The organism is Bacillus sp. LNXM65 (genome assembly GCF_002998575.1).
Lineage (GTDB): Bacteria > Bacillota > Bacilli > Bacillales > Bacillaceae > Bacillus.
Genome location: NZ_PVRB01000005.1, coordinates 62,622 through 77,516 on the forward strand (window position 1 = coordinate 62,622; position 14,895 = coordinate 77,516).

At 42.0% G+C, this 14,895-nt stretch carries 15 protein-coding genes and 1 riboswitch; of the genes, 5 read left to right on the forward strand and 10 right to left on the reverse strand.

Annotation, left to right across the window (positions count from 1 at the left end):
• Window positions 1-5 precede the first annotated feature (5 nt).
• Complete coding sequence (locus C6Y03_RS11115) at window positions 6-1,088, reverse strand: D-alanine--D-alanine ligase (protein ID WP_060595585.1); 1,083 nt, start codon at window positions 1,086-1,088, stop codon at window positions 6-8.
• Between the two features lie 184 nt (window positions 1,089-1,272).
• Between C6Y03_RS11115 and C6Y03_RS11120 the strand changes: the two genes are divergently transcribed.
• Window positions 1,273-1,593 (forward strand): thioredoxin family protein, encoded by a 321-nt coding sequence (locus C6Y03_RS11120; RefSeq protein ID WP_034663973.1) that lies wholly within the window; start codon window positions 1,273-1,275, stop codon window positions 1,591-1,593.
• 350 nt (window positions 1,594-1,943) lie between these two features.
• Window positions 1,944-2,093, forward strand: a complete 150-nt coding sequence (gene fbpB, locus C6Y03_RS11125) for a Fur-regulated basic protein FbpB (protein WP_106037120.1) — start codon at window positions 1,944-1,946, stop codon at window positions 2,091-2,093.
• A 103-nt stretch (window positions 2,094-2,196) separates the two neighbouring features.
• On the opposite strand, the gene C6Y03_RS11130 is transcribed toward fbpB, so the two are convergent.
• The 8 genes from C6Y03_RS11130 to C6Y03_RS11165 all read right to left on the reverse strand — a co-directional run bounded on the left by C6Y03_RS11130 (window position 2,197) and on the right by C6Y03_RS11165 (window position 10,891).
• Entirely contained in the window at window positions 2,197-2,532 is a 336-nt protein-coding gene (locus C6Y03_RS11130; RefSeq protein ID WP_003214381.1) for a hypothetical protein, read from the reverse strand.
• Between the two features lie 117 nt (window positions 2,533-2,649).
• Window positions 2,650-3,417 carry an ABC transporter permease gene (locus tag C6Y03_RS11135; protein WP_106039301.1) on the reverse strand — a complete coding sequence of 256 codons (768 nt, stop codon included), beginning with the start codon at window positions 3,415-3,417 and terminating at the stop codon, window positions 2,650-2,652.
• Window positions 3,395-4,321, reverse strand: coding sequence for an ABC transporter ATP-binding protein (locus C6Y03_RS11140; protein ID WP_106039302.1), 927 nt, complete (start codon window positions 4,319-4,321; stop codon window positions 3,395-3,397). The genes C6Y03_RS11135 and C6Y03_RS11140 overlap by 23 nt, the downstream gene beginning before the upstream one ends.
• Before the next feature lie 126 nt (window positions 4,322-4,447).
• Window positions 4,448-5,689 carry a dicarboxylate/amino acid:cation symporter gene (locus C6Y03_RS11145; protein ID WP_223256597.1) on the reverse strand — a complete coding sequence of 414 codons (1,242 nt, stop codon included), beginning with the start codon at window positions 5,687-5,689 and terminating at the stop codon, window positions 4,448-4,450.
• Window positions 5,690-5,766: 77 nt separating this feature from the next.
• Window positions 5,767-5,900, reverse strand: a riboswitch (cyclic di-AMP (ydaO/yuaA leader).
• Window positions 5,901-5,964: 64 nt separating this feature from the next.
• The gene (locus C6Y03_RS11150; protein WP_034663979.1) at window positions 5,965-6,987 is read right to left on the reverse strand and encodes an AI-2E family transporter; all 1,023 of its coding nucleotides are present in this window, start codon (window positions 6,985-6,987) and stop codon (window positions 5,965-5,967) included.
• Between the two features lie 211 nt (window positions 6,988-7,198).
• On the reverse strand, window positions 7,199-8,467 hold the full coding sequence (gene dctP, locus C6Y03_RS11155) for a C4-dicarboxylate transporter DctP (RefSeq protein ID WP_034666695.1): 1,269 nt from the start codon (window positions 8,465-8,467) through the stop codon (window positions 7,199-7,201).
• 124 nt (window positions 8,468-8,591) lie between these two features.
• Window positions 8,592-9,275: a response regulator gene (locus tag C6Y03_RS11160; protein ID WP_034663980.1), complete on the reverse strand. Its 684-nt coding sequence runs from the start codon at window positions 9,273-9,275 to the stop codon at window positions 8,592-8,594.
• A complete protein-coding gene (locus C6Y03_RS11165; RefSeq protein WP_034664453.1) occupies window positions 9,272-10,891 on the reverse strand; it encodes an ATP-binding protein in 1,620 nt (539 codons plus the stop codon). The genes C6Y03_RS11160 and C6Y03_RS11165 overlap by 4 nt, the downstream gene beginning before the upstream one ends.
• Before the next feature lie 68 nt (window positions 10,892-10,959).
• On the opposite strand from C6Y03_RS11165, the gene C6Y03_RS11170 reads away from it, so the two are divergent.
• Window positions 10,960-12,057: a DctP family TRAP transporter solute-binding subunit gene (locus tag C6Y03_RS11170; RefSeq protein ID WP_066031296.1), complete on the forward strand. Its 1,098-nt coding sequence runs from the start codon at window positions 10,960-10,962 to the stop codon at window positions 12,055-12,057.
• A 25-nt stretch (window positions 12,058-12,082) separates the two neighbouring features.
• On the opposite strand, the gene C6Y03_RS11175 is transcribed toward C6Y03_RS11170, so the two are convergent.
• Complete coding sequence (locus C6Y03_RS11175; protein WP_106031665.1) at window positions 12,083-12,913, reverse strand: EcsC family protein; 831 nt, start codon at window positions 12,911-12,913, stop codon at window positions 12,083-12,085.
• Between the two features lie 157 nt (window positions 12,914-13,070).
• Between C6Y03_RS11175 and C6Y03_RS11180 the strand changes: the two genes are divergently transcribed.
• Complete coding sequence (locus C6Y03_RS11180) at window positions 13,071-13,331, forward strand: GlsB/YeaQ/YmgE family stress response membrane protein (protein WP_034663984.1); 261 nt, start codon at window positions 13,071-13,073, stop codon at window positions 13,329-13,331.
• 223 nt (window positions 13,332-13,554) lie between these two features.
• On the forward strand, window positions 13,555-14,832 hold the full coding sequence (locus tag C6Y03_RS11185) for an Nramp family divalent metal transporter (protein ID WP_034663985.1): 1,278 nt from the start codon (window positions 13,555-13,557) through the stop codon (window positions 14,830-14,832).
• The last annotated feature ends 63 nt before the right edge of the window (window positions 14,833-14,895 follow it).

Below are 14,895 nucleotides of genomic sequence, written 5' to 3' on the forward strand. Positions count from 1 at the left end.
TCACATTAAAAAGTCGTTTTAATGGTTTGTTTTTCTTGATGGCGTTCAATTGCAAGTGACACTAGCTTTTCAATCAGCTCTGGATACTCTACACCAGTGTGTTTCCAAAGCAGCGGGAACATACTAAATGGTGTGAATCCAGGCATTGTATTCACTTCATTGATCAACACTTCGCCTTTTTCTGTGAGGAAGAAGTCTGCACGTACAAGACCAGATCCATCGAGGGCTTTAAATGCCTTAATCGCCATATCATGAATCGTCTTGTATTCATCCTCTGACACACTTGCAGGAATGATCAAATCTGTATCGCCATCTTCATATTTTGCTTTGTAGTCATAAAAATCTGTTTTAGGTGCAATTTCACCAACGACAGAGCATTTCGGCTCGTCATTTCCTAATACACCAATTTCGATTTCTCTTCCAACGACGCCTTCTTCGACGACCACACGACGATCATATTGGAAAGCCAAGTCGAATGCGGTTTGCAGCTCTTCTTTGCTGCGGCATTTGCTAATTCCAACACTTGACCCCATGTTGGCAGGTTTCACAAAGCATGGATAGCCAAGTATTTGTTCCACCTGTTCTAAGCTGTCTGGTGTGGCCTTTTCATAGTCTTTTTTATTGAAGGAAAGGTGCTTTGCTTGTGCAAGTCCTGCTTGAGCAAAAACATCTTTCATCATGACTTTATCCATACCCGCGGCAGAAGCAAGAACGCCGTTGCCGACATACGGGATATTTAGCAGTTCAAGTAATCCTTGCATCGTTCCATCTTCACCATTTGGCCCATGCAGCAATGGGAAGACAACATCAATCTTCTCATCAGCAGATGCAGGCTGCGGGAACATGCTCTCATTTAAAGAAGTTGGTAAAAACGTCTTTGCGTTCTGTTCAAATTGAAGCATTTTGACGTTTGAAACTGGTTCAGTGAGTTTTTCTCCTCTTAGCCATTCGCCCTCTTCTGTAATATAAATTGGATGTATATCGAACTTCTCAGTGTTAAGTGCTTTTGTAACTGCAAGGGCTGTTTGCAGTGATACATTATGTTCGGCTGACTTTCCGCCGTAAATCAATCCTAAACTTATTTTCAATGGATACTCCCCCCACTAAAATTCATCTTTACTATCTTATCACTTTCAAGCAAAAATGCTCTAATTAATTTTTGTTGTTACGGAATTGAAATGATTTGTAAAGGTTGTAAGCGCCTCCCGAGCATTTGTATGTCATTCGCCATTATTTTATATTAAAATGACATTGAAAAGGAGTTGTGACAAATTGAAAAAAATCACAAGTACTGAACAATTCAATGAAATCATTCAATCTGACAAAGAAGTCATCGTTAAATTCTTTGCAACATGGTGTCCTGACTGTACAAGAATGGACATGTTCATTCCAGACATCTTAGAGGCTTATGCTCACCATGAATGGTTTGAAATAAACAAAGATGATTTCCCTGAATTAGCAGAAACGTATCAGGTCATGGGTATTCCAAGCCTGTTGATTTTCAAAAATGGCGAAAAAACAGGTCATTTACACAGCGCAAACGCAAAATCACCTGAAGAAGTGACAGAGTTTCTTCAAGGGCACGTTTCTTAATTGGTTAAACGAAGGACATCAGCAAACGCTTGCTGGTGTCTTTTTTCTTCCCCATCTCTTACATCAAATCTCTCCATAAGACGAGTTGCACATCCAAAACGTTTCAATGAGCAAAAGAATGTTTTATATAGATGTTTCACTTACGACAAGAAATGACAGGAATTATTTCCTGGGAAAGAATGAGCGTCGACTAGGCTTCGAATTTGTCGGTTACGTGAATTTTCTGAATAGATTCTTTACTTCTGACATTTTGCTTTGTATAATAGAGTTGCTAATTGATAATGATTATCAATTTCATCTATATGAAATCCTATAGACGTCTATACTTATATAAAGGAGCGATGAGTCACATGTCTAAGAAGAAAATCAAAACATATCAGCAATTGATTGAAGAGAACAAGAAGGCCATCATGCGCGACCCTAAAATGATGGAAAGTATATACGAAACAATCGACAAAAAGCATCAGGAGCAGCTTGCAGCTGCTGGACGTGAATCATAAACATAAGACGAGCAGTCACAGCTGGCTGCTCGTCTCTTTTGTCTTTTTCAACAAAAAGAAAAAAGCCGATAAAATCTATGATGTGATTTTATCGGCTTTTGTTTTAATGTGATTTCGCTACACGGTCCTGCTTCATTCCTAAATAAATGAGCATATATGTGAGATAACCCATTGTCATTGTTAAACCACCGAAGAAGAACTGAGAAAAGACAGGCTCCTCAAAGGTTGTGACGGCAGCAAGAATGATCCAGCTCGCATATAAATAAACCATGAACCATTTCATGTTTCTTTTAAGTGTATACAGAAAGAAAAGACCCGCTAACGAAAAGATCCCCAGCGCTAGTCTGAAATAAATAAGATGATCAAACTGGAAGGCAAAAGACACAAACGAAAACGACAGCAACAACAAAATGGGTAAAGCCGTAATGAAATTTTTCACGATAGTGCCACCTCCAAGACTCCCTCTTATTATAAGACAAAATCAGCCGATTATCGTGAAATGCAGACTCGTTTTCACAAAGATGTCACGAATTTTTCTTGTTATTTGACACAATTTTTACACATTTACATCACGCTTCCAAAAAAGAACCCAAGCCGTGCCAACAAAGAAAACAAAATGCGCCCCTACCATAAATAGAGAAAACAAAGGACTCATGCCATGAAAGGGCGGCGGTCCTTGAAAGCTGTACTGAGTAAAGTCCGTATTAGCAAAAAGCAGGATTTTTCCCCACTGATTTTCTAAAAGAGACATAATAGGCACAAGTGATTTCGCCGTATATAAAACAAAAAACGAGGTCACAAGCGCAACGAGGCTGTTCCTAAACAAGCTGGAACACATAAAAGCGAAGCTTGCCATCATCATCACTTCCACCCACTGAGATCCGATAACAGCAAACGTATGCTGAAATAATCGTCCCGTACTTTCATCAAATTCAGTACCAAAGAAAATAAAGCCAAATAAAAAAGCTAATACATAATAAAAAACAAACAAATATATGACCGTCAGCACAAGTGTGATGTATTTTGACAGAAAAATTTGCAGCCTTGTTTTGGGCCGGATCAATAAAAACTTGATTGTTCTTTTTTGAAATTCTGTTGAGATCAAGGTCGCGCCAATGACAACTGCGAGCACCTGTAAAATAAATACGACATTCGTGGAATAAGCAAAATAGTTGGCGACAGTGTCTTGTCCACCAAAGCTGGAAATGACTCGTTTCAACGCTAGAGCCATCGCCAATTGAAAAACAACGATCAATCCAAGTGCAATGAATGTGATCTTTTTCCTCATCATTTTCTTATGCTCATTCTTGATGAGTTGAAGCATCTGCCGTCCCGCCTTCCGTCCATTTCATAAATGCCTCTTCAATTGATGGCTTTTGAGGCGTCATTTCAAGTACATCAAACCCAGCCAGAACAAGCTGTTTGTTCAGCTCAGGCACTTGTTCTTTGTTCAATTGAAGTAATACACGCGCTCCATTTCGTTCATATGTATAGGCTTGCGTGTCGAGCCACGAAACCGCCTTTTCCACTGGCTGAATATTCATGAGTATCTGTTCTTTCCCCTCCATGTCCCGGAGCTTCGCACTGGCTTTGATCTGTCCTTTTTGAATGATGATCATGCGGTCACATAGCTCTTCTACCTCATGCAATAAATGTGTGGCAAATAACACGGACGTTCCTTCTTCTCGTACGAGCATTTGCAAGTGCTCCCTGAATTCCTTCATACCTGCAGGATCAAGTCCATTTGTCGGTTCGTCTAAAATCAGCAGGTTCGGCTGATGTAATATGGCTTGTGCAATCCCAAGCCTTTGTTTCATCCCCAGTGAATACGTCTTCACCTTCTGATGAATGGCGTGCTCCAGACGAACTCTTTTCACCACTTCCTGCATGCGTTCTTCCGTCACTCCATCGTGCATCGCCGCATACAGTTCAAGGTTTTCAAAGCCTGTTAAATAAGAATAAAATTCGGGATTTTCTATAATTGCACCAACAGATGACATCGCGTGTAGAAAATCCTCATCCTGTGAATATCCATTGATTATGATTCGGCCATTGTTTTTTTTCATCAAGCCAACGATCAAACGAATCAAGGTTGTTTTTCCAGACCCATTTGGCCCAAGTAAGCCGACGATTTCTCCCTTCCCTATTTCTATAGATATATCTTGTAAGATCATTTTCCGGCCAATTCGTTTATCGACTTTCTCTACTTTTAGAACAGCAGACTCCAACGTGGTTCCTCCTTCTGATGTAAAGCCTATGGCGGCAAATAAGACCGCTCATTCTGTTAAAAGTATACCACGCAAGACAAGGGGCCCATGAAAAAAAGGACTGATCGAGTCAGCCCTTCTTTTACATTACATGGATAGGTTCGGTGATGCTGCGTCTTTCTCGTGTTTTTTCTCCGTTTCTGTCACAATCACCGCACATGCGGCGTCACCTGTAATATTGACAACGGTTCTTGCCATATCTAATAAGCGGTCTATGCCAAGGATGAGCGCAATGCCTTCAACAGGCAGATTCACAGAGTTCAGTACCATAGCGAGCATGATGAGCCCAACTCCTGGCACACCCGCTGTGCCGATACTTGCTAAGACAGCCGTTAAGACAACCGTCAGCATTTGGACAAGCGTCAGTTCAACTCCATATACTTGCGCGATAAAAATGGTCGCGACCCCTTGCATAATCGCTGTGCCGTCCATATTAATGGTTGCACCAAGCGGCTGTACAAAGCTTGAAATCGGCTCTGGCACCTTCAAACGTTTCTGGGCTGTTTCCATTGAGACTGGCAGGACTGCGTTACTGCTTGATGTACTAAATGCGACAACCATTGCTGGAGAAAATCCTTTGAAAAACGCCATCGGATTTCGCTTCGCTAAAATGGCGACAGTTGACCCATAAGTCAGGAAGAAATGCAGCACGAGCGCAACTAATACGACCGAGAAATAGAGGCCCATCGCTTTCATCGCATCAAATCCCTGGCTGCCAATTGCGGTTGCGATCAAACCGAATGTTCCGTACGGTGCGAACTTCATCACTATGCCGACAAGAAACATCATTAATTCATTTCCTTGTTCAAACAGCTTTAGCAAACCTTCCGTCTTCTTCCCAAGCATGGCAATGCCAAGGCCTAAAAACACACAAAAGACGATGATTTGAAGCATGTTTCCTTCAACTAAAGATTGGACTGGATTGGTTGGAATGATGTTGAGTAGTGTTTCTGCCATTGATGGGGCTTCCTCTGCGGAATAATCAGCCGCTTTCGTATCAAAATTACCGAATGCTCCCGGCTTGATCAATAAGGCTAATGAAATGCCAATGATGATGGCAAAAGTAGTAGTAAGTAGAAAATAAGTAATGGTTTTTGCGCCGATTCTACCAAGCTTTTTCGGATCACCTAGACCTGCTACACCTAGTGTGATGGAAAAGAATACGATCGGCACTACTAACATTTTAATCAAGTTTAAGAAGATTTGACCTAGAGGTGTGAATAGATAAGGATCTAACACTTTGAATACATTTGGAGCGAAAATGTTAAGCAAAAGTCCCGTGATTGCACCTGCAATAAGGGCAATAATAATTTTTGTAGCCAGCTTCAATAAAATCTCCCCTTCCTCTTCAAAAAGACCCACGAGAGAGTTTTCTCGTGGGTCTGCGTGTCCTTACATATACCACCGTTTACTCTCTTCACGCCGATGAGGTTAGCTGACGGGTTAGGACGAAGAGATGTCCTTTTTTCTCAACAGAGAAAAATTCACCCCAAAATAGTGGGTCCCCCATTCCTTTAGAAGGATTAAGCGTGTGGTTATTATGATATTTTCATACTATTTATACCTTATTTTTAGAAAATTGTAAACAGGTTCAAATGAACTTTTTAACTACTTTCCTCCTTGTTGGTGACCTCCAAAATATCTAGGATAAACACAAAGATTGGTATACCAATAATGAGTCCCCAAATCCCGATGTAGTGTTCAGAGAAGATCAGCACAATAAATGTGAAGAAAATAGGGAGTTCTGTTTTTGCTGACATGAGTTTCGGGTTTAAGAAGTAGGCTTCAATGGCATGGATGATGACGATCACCAGCACAATATAAAGGACATACATGCCGCCTCCAAGGGTATACGCAATGATGCTGAGTGGAATAAGTGAGATGACCACACCCGCTACTGGGATTAAGCCTAACAAAAAGACCATGACCGCTAATCCAAATAATTGCGGGAATCCCATAATGCCTAGCGCAATGGTTGTTAAGACACAGTTAACGGTTGCAATAATAAACTGTGCTTCGAGTACCTTTCCAAACGTTCTGGAAAATTTACGTCCAAAGAAGGCTATTTCATGATAGAACACAGAGATTTTACTCGTTTTGAACTTGTTCATGAATTGAATGAGGCGTTCCTTTTCGAACAGGAAGAACATGCTTAATATTAAGGACATAATGACCTGGATACTGAACGTGCTGAAATCTGTTAAGTATGTATAGAGGAAATTAAACCCTTTCTCAAAGTAAGCTGATATTTTAAAATCTCCGAATACGTTGGTGATGACATCAAAGAAGGGTAAATCTTGTGGATGATCTGCAATTTTCTTTCCTAAATGAAATAGCTGCTCCACCTGTTTGGCGATAATTGGCACAAACACGAATCCGCCAAACGTCAATCCACCAGCCAAAAGAATATACAAAATGGTGATAACCGATTTCTGTCCTATTTTCAGGAAGTGACTTAAAAAACCTCTAATGACCTCTTCTAACCGATTCATCAAAAAGGTGAATATGAAGGTCAAGAGAATTAAATTCATCATTCCTCTTAATAGATATAAGGCTGTGGCTAATACTACAAATACAGAAAACCGCTTAACACCGGGTTTTTCGAACAATTTAAAAAATGCCGCCATTACGTTACACACCTGCCAGGACTAAAGTCTATTTTTCATCGGATCTGATATACATTATATCGGATCTTTCTGTAAATTATATAATAAAAGGTCAATAAGGTCTTACGATTCGTTTTAATTTTATCAAGCTTTAATGTTTTTTCTTTTCAGCACAAGAAAAAACCGAACCCCATGTAGAACATAAGATTTCGGTTTTTAGGTTGTTTTTATACTATACAGCCTGCTTCATATTGCGCATTTCTTGAAGTGCTGTTTTGCTCTTCGCTTCGTCAAATTCACCTTCACTTTTCGCAACAACGATTGTTGCAATTCCATTTCCAATAAGATTTGTAATGGCCCTTCCTTCGCTCATGAATCGATCTACCCCAAGCAGCAGTGCAAGCCCCTCCAGCGGAATGACCTGTAGTGCAGCGAGTGTAGAAGCCAGCACGATAAATCCGCTTCCTGTCACCCCAGCCGCTCCCTTTGATGTGAGCATTAGGACAAGGATGATGGTGATCTGCTGACCGATGGACAAGTCTACACCAAACACTTGTGCCAAGAAGACCACAGCCATCGATAAGTAGATCGAGGTTCCATCTAAGTTAAAGGAATACCCTGTTGGGATGACAAGACCAACCACAGACTTGGAGCACCCGTAGCGTTCCATTTTATCCATCATTCTTGGCAGCACGGATTCTGATGAGCTTGTGCCAAGAACAATTAAAATTTCATCCTTGATAAATCGCAGGTAACCGAACAGGCTGAAGCCATACATTTTACAAATGATGTTCAGCACAACGAAGATGAACAGGAACATGGTCATATAAACGGAGAGCATCAGACTTGCGAGCGGTTTAATCGATGCCAAACCAAAGTGTCCGATCGTATAAGCCATTGCCCCAAATGCACCGAGCGGCGCAGCACGCATGATATATCCAATGATTTTAAAGAAAACAAGTGACAGCTTATCAAGCCACTCAATGATTCCTTTCCCCTTCTCGCCAAGTGCAGCAAGCGCAACACCGAATAAAATAGAGAAGAATAAGACCTGTAAAATATCACCCTTCGCAAAGGCGTCTACCATGTTAGAAGGCACGATGTGTGTGACAAATTCCATCCAGTCGATACCCTGTCCCCCATTTTGGGTATACTGTGAAACGTCCCCTTTTTCAAGCTTGCTATAGTCCAGACCTGCACCTGGCTTCATGATATTTACCACAAAAAGACCGATGACCAAAGCAAGCGTCGTGACGACTTCAAAATAAATAAATGCTTTTCCCCCAACTTTTCCAACCTTTTTCATATCCCCCATCTTGGCAATACCAAGAACAATGGTTAAGAAAATGATTGGCGCGATGACCATTTTAACGGCATTGATAAAGGTGTCACCAAGCGGCTTCATTTCTTTTCCGACGTTTGGCCAAACCATCCCGACAATGATTCCGATAATGACAGCTGCAATCACCTGAAATGTCAGGTTCTTCAAAAGCCTCTTCATAAAAAATCAACTCCCTCACCCTTTGATGTAAACGCTTAACTATTATCTGTAGTTAAATGATAGCGATTTCATCAAAGGCTGTGAAGCTTATGAACATATCGTACATTTTGGTCTTTTTGGTCTCTTAGTCAGAATGTACGATATATTTATTGACAGGCCGGCCAACCCCGCCATATTGCATATCTAAATTCAGCTCGCCTTCTTTCACTAAGAAGTCTAAATACCGGCGTGCCGTGACACGGGCAATGCCGAGTGCATTGGCAACTTCCTCTGCAGACTGCGGGCCTTCCTGCAAGCCCATATAGGCTTTAATTTCATTCATCGTATGCACATTCAGCCCCTTAGGGAGCCAAGTATCCTCCTGCTTAACAGCAGGCTTTCGTATGATATCATCCAGCATCTCCTGAGAAAATTCTGCTGCTGTGCGAATTTTAGATTTAAACGCTTTATAGTTTTCAAGTGATTCTTTCATACGTTCGAACTTAAACGGCTTGATGATATAATCTCGTGCACCATTTTGAAGCATGATGCCAATGGTCTCTTTGTCCTTTGCCGCAGAAATAACGATCACATCCACCTGTATCTTTTGCTTTCTAATGTCTTGAAGCGTCTTCACGCCATCTTTTTTTGGCATATATACATCGAGGACAACAAGGTCTGGACGAATTTCTTTGATCAGCTGGATGCCCTGCTCCCCATTACCTGCGACTGCCGCAACTTGAAAGCCAGGAACACTCTTAATGAACTCTTTATTCACTTCTTGCACCATCGGGTCATCTTCAATTAATATCACCTTAATCTGAGTCATCTGTCTCTCTCCTCTATTGTCATTGGGAATTCGATTGAGAAGGTGGTACCAATGCCGATGCTTGATGTGACTTCTACATTTCCCATTCCTTTATCGATAATCGTTTTTACAATATACAGACCATAGCCTGTTCCGCCTTCTTTGCCGTATGTGAAACCTTTATCGAAAATATAAGGAATCATTTCCTCTTCAATCCCGGAGCCATTGTCTTCAATTAACATCGCGAGGACATCCTCGGTTTGATCAATACTAATAGAAATGCGTTTTGTGTTTCTTTCTACAGTATCATACGAGGCAAAGGCGTTCTCGATCAGATTGCCAAGCAGCTTCGTCATATCATGCTGATCTAAACGCTCAGGGAAATCACGCAGACAGCTATGTTCGTCTACTTCGACCTTTATGCCTAGCTCCTTGCCCCTTCTGATTTTGCTCATCAATAATCCCGCAACGGCATCATGCTGAATGACGCGGTGAAGAAAGTCCATCACATGTTCCTGTTCTTCCGTCGTTTGAAAGGCTAGATCGAGCGCCTGATCGGGTTTACCAAGCTGAATCAGCCCGGCAATCGTATGAAGCTTGTTCATATGCTCATGGTTTTGCACCCGCAGACCGTCAACAAAGTTCTTGACTCCGGTTAACTCCTCTGCCAATTTTGCCGCTTCTGTCCGGTCCTGAAAAATGGCGACCGCTCCGATAATTTTCTTTTTCATGACAATCGGAATCCGGCTGCTCATAATCCGCTTTCCGCTCATATGAATTTCTTCATTGTAAACGGGTTCAGCGCGATCAATGATCTCAGGGAGTCTTGTGTCAGACAGCACATCCCAAATATTCCGGCCTACGACATCCCCTGTCACACCAAAAATTTGCTTCGCCTTTTCATTAAAAATGGTGATCATGTGCTGATTGTCAATGGCGATGACCCCTTCATTAATAGAGTGAAAGGTTGCGGTGCGCTCCTCTAGCATTCTGACAATCTCATGCGGCTCCAGCTTAAACATTTGCTGTTTAATATGACGGGCGAGCAAAAATGAGCCTACAAGCCCAAAGCTGAGCGTCAGCAGAAGGATCATGAGGATATCCCGCTTCATTTCTCCTAATATATCGATCATACTTGGCAGCGTTCTCCCTACAAGGACAACCCCTGTTTGATTAAATTGATCATCCTTCACTGGATAAAAGGCTCTGATGGCTGTCCCAAGCTCTCCCTCTGCTTCTGAGAAATAAATATGCTCTGCAAAAGCAGGCTCTTCATCTGTCCCCTCCGAGCGCTGACCAATCCTTGTTTTTACCGGATGCGTTAATCTCACATGATCCATATCCATGACGACAATGTAGTCAGCGTCTTGAATAATCCGAATCTCTTCGATGGCATGCTGTAATCGGTTACGTTCCTTTGTTTGATCAGCTAACGCCTGCTTCACCTCATTCATCTCAGCCACTGTTCTCGCCGTGTTCATGAGCCTTTTTCGAAGCTCTCGTTCCTCTGTTTGCTGGATTCCCCCAACAAGGACAATTCCTCCGATTAAAAGGGCGAAAATGACAACGAAATATGTGAGGATGGTGAGCTTCCATCTAATAGATAATTGTTGTAATTTCAATCGATTTCTCATCATTTTTTTCACCTGTATCTTTACGAATTCTTCCTCGGTCAAGTATGCTTGACATAAGGGGGATCGGACGCATGAAGAATTTACTCGCCTATACACTATTGCTCATAATCGGTTTTGTAACCGCTTTATACTTTGGTTTTTATCATATGATGCCAAAATCAGCGACGACCTTTGATGATGAACAGACAGGGCTGAAGGATCAGCTTGTGTTCAAATTTAGCCATGTCGTGGCAGATAATACACCAAAAGGACTTGCCGCAAAGAAATTTGCTGAGCTTGTGCACGAAAAATCCGATGGGAAGATCAGCATTCAGATTTTCTCCAACGGGAGTCTTTATTCTGATATAGAAGAAATTAATGCACTTAAAGAGAATCAAGTTCAATTTATCGCCCCGTCTACCTCGAAGCTCGGCATGCTGTCCCCTGAGTGGCTGGCTCTTGACCTTCCCTTTGCTTTTTCTAATTATGATGCGGTTCAAGAAGGCCTACACGGTGCAATTGGCCAAAGATTGTTTGGCACCCTGCAAAAAGACGGGCTAAAGGGAATGGCCTATTGGACAAATGGCTTTAAGCAAATCACCTCTAATAAAGGTCCAATCAAACAGCCTGGTGATTTAAAAAACCAATCTCTCCGCATTATGCAAAGCGACATGATTGAAAAACAATTCAAACTTCTTGGCGCAAAGCCCTATCAGGAATCGTTTAATTCAACGTTCCAGCTATTAGAGACAAAAAAAGTAGACGGTGAAGAAAATACCATTTCAAATATTTATTCAAAAAAATTCTATCATATACAAGACTATATGACGATCAGTAATCACGGGTATTTGGGCTATGTGGTCTTAACAGATCAATCCTTCTTTGAACGCCAGACACCTGAAACGAAACGAATTTTACTTGAAGCCATGGAAGAAACAACAGCTTGGAATGAAAAACATGCAGAACAGATGAACAAAGATCAGCTGGAGGACATTAAACGGGAATCGCCGATTGCCATTCATGAATTGACGCCAGCAGAAAGACAAAAATGGGTGAAAGCCCTCGATCCTTTGTATGAGGAAGCCGAAAAAACCATTGGTTCCACCCTAATCAAGCAGATTCGCGAGCTGCGTGCGCGTTATGAACATTCTCCTATCCATGCTTTTCAAGAAGAGGATGAGACCAAATAAAAAATCCCTTTGAGAAAGGGATTTTTTATGCACCAGATTCACTCTGTTCTTGCTGCGTGAGCTCTTCTAATCTTGTGACAATTCTTCGCTTTCGGTATTGCATCATGCCTGTTTCGGCAATACCTTTTAGTTGTGAGCGGTTGGAAACTGCGCCAAACAAAATGCCTGCTATGGGAACAAGCTGAAACAGCTTCTTCCAGCCAAACGAATCCCGGTAATTATACACCACTTCACGCCACCCTTGGATTTGGGAAATCATGTTTTCGTGCTTTCCTTCTGAAGCTTGATAGCTCCTCAGCTCTTTTAATATAGATTTCTTCCCCACCACATCAGCAGAGTTCAGCTGTAAGCATTTTATGATGAAGACCCGCTCTTCCTTGTTTTTAGGATCATAGCCATAGGTGACGGCAATATCCTGTAATGTTTTAAGGGAGAGCCCCAGTACCGCAGGAATATCTGCTGCCAGCGTAAACATACCGCCGACACCAGTTGTCGCACCTTGTACCGTGGCGAGGTTCGTCCTGTTTTTCCCCATATGTTCACTAATGGCATCCATGATTTCAATAGGAGCTTTTTCAATATCTTCTATGCGCTGAATGGAATCATCAGCACATTTCTTTTGAAATTGATGGATGATGCCTTTTTCTGATGTCAAATAGGCACCGCCTGATTGAATGTAATGCCCCATTTCATCAAGCAGCACACCGATTTTTTTCTGAATAAAGGCAGGCGTCAGCTTGTCCAGCATTTGAAATGGAAGGCGGCTGAGTTTCTCCCAAAACCATACCTTTTGCTGGTCTTTCTCCCACTGTTCAATCTCCTTTAATTGTGCTTTTAGCCACTCTTTTTCCTCCATGCCATTTGCCTCCTTAGATGCCGCTCAAGTATTTGTTTGTTATTATACACAATCCTTGTCCATCATACGTATAGAACATTGAAGCGGTTTCGAAAGGTTTGAAACTTTTTCAAAACGGTTATTGCTTAATACACAAACAAAAAGAGGAGTGATCAACATGTTAGGATTTCTGATTTCATTAGTTGTGGCGATTGTCATCGGCCTTATTGGCAGTGCACTCGCTGGAGGTAGTGTACCAGGAGGATGGATCGGTTCAATGATTGCCGGACTTGCAGGTGCTTGGATTGGTCATGGATTACTTGGAACGTGGGGTCCTAGTCTGGCAGGCTTTGCGATCTTTCCAGCAATCTTAGGTGCAGCGATCTTTGTCATTATCTTAAGCCTGATCTTCCGCAGTGTGGGATCAAGGGTATCTTAAAAAAATGAATAACAGAGGAAGCAGTAGGGACACCGTCTAAGAGGCGGTGTTTTTTATGTGATGGATTGACAAGGTATCTATTTTTTTCACTTACATATGATAAACAAACCTATTAGTTCAGATAGTTGACTTTTCATGAAGATGGGCATATGATGATTAAAAAATTGCATCAAGGAAACTTTTTGTGCCAAAGCAAAACTTTGTAGAATCTAGGTGATGACATATGACAAACAAATACATCGAGGCACAGGCACACATGTCAGCTGCAGCTGAGCGTGCACTTGAAGGAAAGGTCAAAGGATTTAGAAGGCTCCTTCCTTTTCTCGGCCCTGCTTTTATCGCAGCCATTGCATATATTGATCCAGGAAATTTCGCCACCAACATTGCGGCTGGCTCCAAATACGGATATCTCCTTTTATGGGTCATTCTCATATCAAATCTCATGGCTTTGCTCATCCAGTCCTTATCCGCAAAGCTTGGAATCGCGACAGGTAAAAACTTACCTGAAATCGCACGTGAAGAGTTTCCAAAACCCGTTTCAATCGGTTTATGGATTCAGGGAGAGCTCGTCATTATTGCCACGGATTTAGCTGAGTTTATCGGGGCGGCACTTGGTTTATACTTGCTTTTTCGAATCCCTCTGCTTGAAGCATCTATTATCGCCGCTATTGGTTCCTTTGCGATTTTAGAGCTGCAAAGACGAGGCTATCGAGCATTAGAAGCAGGTATTACAGGCATGCTGTTCGTTGTAGTGATCGCTTTCGCTGTGCAAACCTTTGTCGCCAAACCAGATATCGCAAGTGTCGCTGGCGGACTTTTCATTCCAAAATTTGATGGCGCAGACAGCGTGCTGCTTGCAGCTGGAATTTTAGGTGCTACTGTGATGCCTCACGCAATCTACTTACATTCAGCTTTAACCCAAAGAAGAGTCGTCGGCAGAACGGAAAAGGAGAAAAAGCAGATTTTCCGCTTTGAGTTTTTAGATATCCTCATTGCGATGATAGTCGCCGGGGCCATCAATGCCAGCATGTTGATTGTGGCAGCCGCTTTATTTTATAAAAATGGTCTCTTTGTTGAAGATCTGGATGTTGCGTTTCAGCATTTTGGTACACTCGCAGGGCCTGTATCAGCCATCTTATTTGGTGTAGGTCTGCTTGTAGCCGGACTATCCAGCTCTTCTGTTGGTACACTGTCAGGCGATATCATTATGCAGGGCTTTATTCAATACCGAATCCCGCTATATGTCCGCCGGCTGATTACCATCATTCCCCCTATTGCGATCATTGCATCTGGGGTGAACCCGACCTCCGCGCTTGTGATGAGTCAGGTCGTCTTATCCTTTGGTATTGCCTTTGCTTTAATTCCGCTCATTTTATTTACAAGTAAAAAGCGAATTATGGGCGAATTAACGAATGCCCGCTGGGTGACAGGAATATCTTGGGTGATAGCAGCTCTTGTTGTAGCACTTAATCTTTTCTTAATTGTAGATACGTTTATGTAAAAGACAGTGTTGAGCTGTCTTTTTCTTTCCATTTGGTTATGGTAGAATTCCCCTGAGAGGATG

Coding starts and splice junctions, on each gene's coding strand:
- C6Y03_RS11170 (WP_066031296.1), top strand. CDS start 10,960: ATGAAGAATTTACTCGCCTATACACTATTGCTCATAATCGGTTTTGTA.
- dctP (WP_034666695.1), bottom strand. CDS start 8,467: ATGAAGAGGCTTTTGAAGAACCTGACATTTCAGGTGATTGCAGCTGTC.
- C6Y03_RS11160 (WP_034663980.1), bottom strand. CDS start 9,275: ATGACTCAGATTAAGGTGATATTAATTGAAGATGACCCGATGGTGCAA.
- fbpB (WP_106037120.1), top strand. CDS start 1,944: ATGTCTAAGAAGAAAATCAAAACATATCAGCAATTGATTGAAGAGAAC.
- C6Y03_RS11165 (WP_034664453.1), bottom strand. CDS start 10,891: ATGATGAGAAATCGATTGAAATTACAACAATTATCTATTAGATGGAAG.
- C6Y03_RS11135 (WP_106039301.1), bottom strand. CDS start 3,417: ATGCTTCAACTCATCAAGAATGAGCATAAGAAAATGATGAGGAAAAAG.
- C6Y03_RS11180 (WP_034663984.1), top strand. CDS start 13,071: ATGTTAGGATTTCTGATTTCATTAGTTGTGGCGATTGTCATCGGCCTT.
- C6Y03_RS11150 (WP_034663979.1), bottom strand. CDS start 6,987: ATGGCGGCATTTTTTAAATTGTTCGAAAAACCCGGTGTTAAGCGGTTT.
- C6Y03_RS11185 (WP_034663985.1), top strand. CDS start 13,555: ATGACAAACAAATACATCGAGGCACAGGCACACATGTCAGCTGCAGCT.
- C6Y03_RS11175 (WP_106031665.1), bottom strand. CDS start 12,913: ATGGAGGAAAAAGAGTGGCTAAAAGCACAATTAAAGGAGATTGAACAG.